The organism is Sulfuricurvum sp. (assembly GCF_019163035.1).
GTDB lineage: Bacteria > Campylobacterota > Campylobacteria > Campylobacterales > Sulfurimonadaceae > Sulfuricurvum.
Window position 1 is genome coordinate 1 of sequence record NZ_JAFLKV010000082.1, and the last position, 2692, is coordinate 2692.

At 49.2% G+C, this 2692-nt stretch carries 3 protein-coding genes; all 3 read left to right on the forward strand.

Annotated elements, in window-relative coordinates; translation table 11 throughout:
* The coding region (glmU, locus tag JZU62_RS06365) for a bifunctional UDP-N-acetylglucosamine diphosphorylase/glucosamine-1-phosphate N-acetyltransferase GlmU (RefSeq protein ID WP_295013028.1) at nt 1-1181 on the forward strand (1181 nt) is incomplete at its 5' end.
* The gene (gene coaBC / locus JZU62_RS06370) at nt 1181-2461 is read left to right on the forward strand and encodes a bifunctional phosphopantothenoylcysteine decarboxylase/phosphopantothenate--cysteine ligase CoaBC (RefSeq protein WP_295013032.1); all 1281 of its coding nucleotides are present in this window, start codon (nt 1181-1183) and stop codon (nt 2459-2461) included. The genes glmU and coaBC, both read left to right, overlap by 1 nt.
* Nucleotides 2458-2692, forward strand: a 235-nt coding sequence (locus JZU62_RS06375) for an undecaprenyl diphosphate synthase family protein (RefSeq protein WP_295013031.1), incomplete at its 3' end; no start/stop codon positions are given. The genes coaBC and JZU62_RS06375, both read left to right, overlap by 4 nt.

A 2692-nucleotide genomic window follows, 5' to 3' on the forward strand; every position in this document is an offset into this window, starting at 1 on the left:
CACGAGAGATCACCGATGATGTCATCGTCGTCGTCGCCCACCAAAAAGATGCCGTAGTCCGTGCGATGGAAAAATATTTCAGCGGACTCACTTTTGTCACCCAAGATGCCGAAAACTTCCCAGGAACGGGAGGAGCGATGATGGGCGTCAAGCCGCGCTATGACGATGTCCTCGTCCTCAACGGCGATATGCCCTTAGTCGCGCGTTCCTCTATCGAAAAATTCCTCGCCAATCCCGCCGACATCGTGATGTCCGTTATCCCGCTCGATAATCCATCGGGCTACGGACGTGTCGTTATCGAAAACAACCAAGTGTTACGGATTGTCGAAGAGAAAGACGCATCTGAGAACGAAAAAGCGATCAACACCGTCAATGCAGGGGTTTATGCATTCAAACACCACGTATTGCAAACCTATATCCCTCGTCTTTCCAACGCCAATGCCCAAGGGGAATACTACCTCACCGATGTCATCGAGATGGCACGCAATGACGGTCTATCTATTTCACCGCTCTATGTCGAAGAGGTAGAGTTTAAGGGAGTCAATTCCAAAAACGATCTCACCCAAGCAGAGATGATTATGATGGATCGACTCCGCCGCACGTGGATGGATGCGGGAGTTATTATGCAGTTGCCTGAGACCATCTATCTCGAAGAAGGTGTCAAATTCGAGGGGGAGTGTATCGTTGAAAACGGCGTCCGTCTCTGCGGAAGCACCCTTATCTCCAACTCCCATATCAAAGCCCACAGTGTTATCGAAGATAGCACGGTCAAAAATTCCGACGTAGGCCCTTTGGCGCATCTCAGACCGCTCAGCGTTCTCGAAGGTACCCATATCGGAAACTTCGTCGAGGTGAAAAAATCGACCCTCACAGGAGTCAAAGCGGGACATTTGAGCTATCTGGGCGACGCTGTGATCGATTCGGGAACCAACATCGGTGCGGGGACGATTACCTGCAACTACGACGGCGTCAAAAAATACCAAACCATCATCGGTAAAAACGTATTTGTCGGAAGCGATACCCAGCTTGTCGCCCCCGTAGAGATAGCCGATAATGTCATGATCGCCGCAGGAACCACCGTCACGGCAGGGAAATACGAGAGCGACATCCTCATCCTCAGCCGCACCCCGATCCGTAAAGTAGCGGGATTTTTCACCAAATTTTTCGGCAAAGGGAAATGATGGAGATCCCTTCCAACCTTTTAGCGGGTAAAAAAATCCTCCTCGGTGTCACAGGATCAATCGCGGCGTATAAATCGCTCGAGCTTCTCCGCCTCTACATCAAAGCGGGAGCCGAAGTACGGGTCGTGATGAGTCCCTCCGCCAAAAAGTTTGTCGCACCGCTGAGCTTTGAAGCCCTTAGCCGAAACCGTGTTCTCGATGACACCAACGAATCGTGGGCGGATGATTTCAACCATATCAAAATTTCACAGTGGGCGGATATACTCGTCATAGCTCCCCTAACCGCCAACACCATCGCCAAACTCGCCAACGGTATCGCCGATACGATCTTAACCCAGTGTGCCCTCGCCTATCCCGGGATCAAACTCATTGCCCCCTCTGCTAACACCAATATGATCCAAAACCCGATGATTCAAGCATCCCAGAAGATGCTCGCAATCGCCAATTATGAGATCATCGAAACCCAGACGAAAGAGCTGGCGTGTCAGGTCGTCGGGGACGGTGCGATGGCGGAGCCGATTGATATCTTTTTTGAAACGGCAAAAGTGTTGCTAAAAGAGAGTTATTGGGAAGATCGCCGTGTGGTCATTACCGGCGGAGGGACGAGAGAAAAGATCGATGAAGTACGTTATATCACTAACTTTTCTTCAGGAAAAATGGCAAAAGCAATTGCCCTCTCTCTCTATCTCAAAGGTGCGGATGTGTGCTACATTACGACCAAGGGCAACGAAGGACTCCCAAAAAGTATCTACACGATAGACGTAGACGATGCCAAAGAGATGTTAGAATACACCCAAGATGCACTCCGTATCGCCAAAAAAGGGAAAATGTCTAAACCCTCACTCAACACCACCGAATCGATTAAACTCATACAAAAACGCCCCTTTTTGTTTATGGTTGCCGCAGTAGCCGATTTTACCCCTAAATTCCCTCAACAAGGGAAGCTAAAAAAATCGATGTTAGGGGAGAATTGGGAGATTGAACTCACCCAAACATCGGATATTTTAAGTACCCTCGCTCGTGATCGAGACGGTGTTACCACCATCGCCTTTAAAGCGGAAATGGATAGTGAAGAGGGACTCGCTAATGCAAAAAATCTTTTGATGCAAAAAGAGGTCGATGCGGTGTGTTACAATCTTCTCGAAGATGCCAAAAGTTTTGGGGGAGAGCAAAATAGCATTACCTTTATTACCAAAGAGGACGTAATCGATTTGGGTCGTCATAGTAAGTTTGAGCTTGCCGAAAAAATACTCCATAACGCACAGGCGTGTACCTTATGAGCAATCAGCCTCGCCACATCGCGATCATCATGGACGGAAACGGACGCTGGGCAGAGGCTCAGGGAAAAAGTCGTACCTACGGACATGAGAAGGGAGCGGAGATCGTACGCTCCATCACCACCTACTGCGGTGAGCATAGCGAGATTGATCGCCTCACCCTCTATGCGTTCAGCACCGAAAACTGGAAGCGCCCGAAACTCGAAGTCGAATTTTTGATGAAACTTTTAGAAA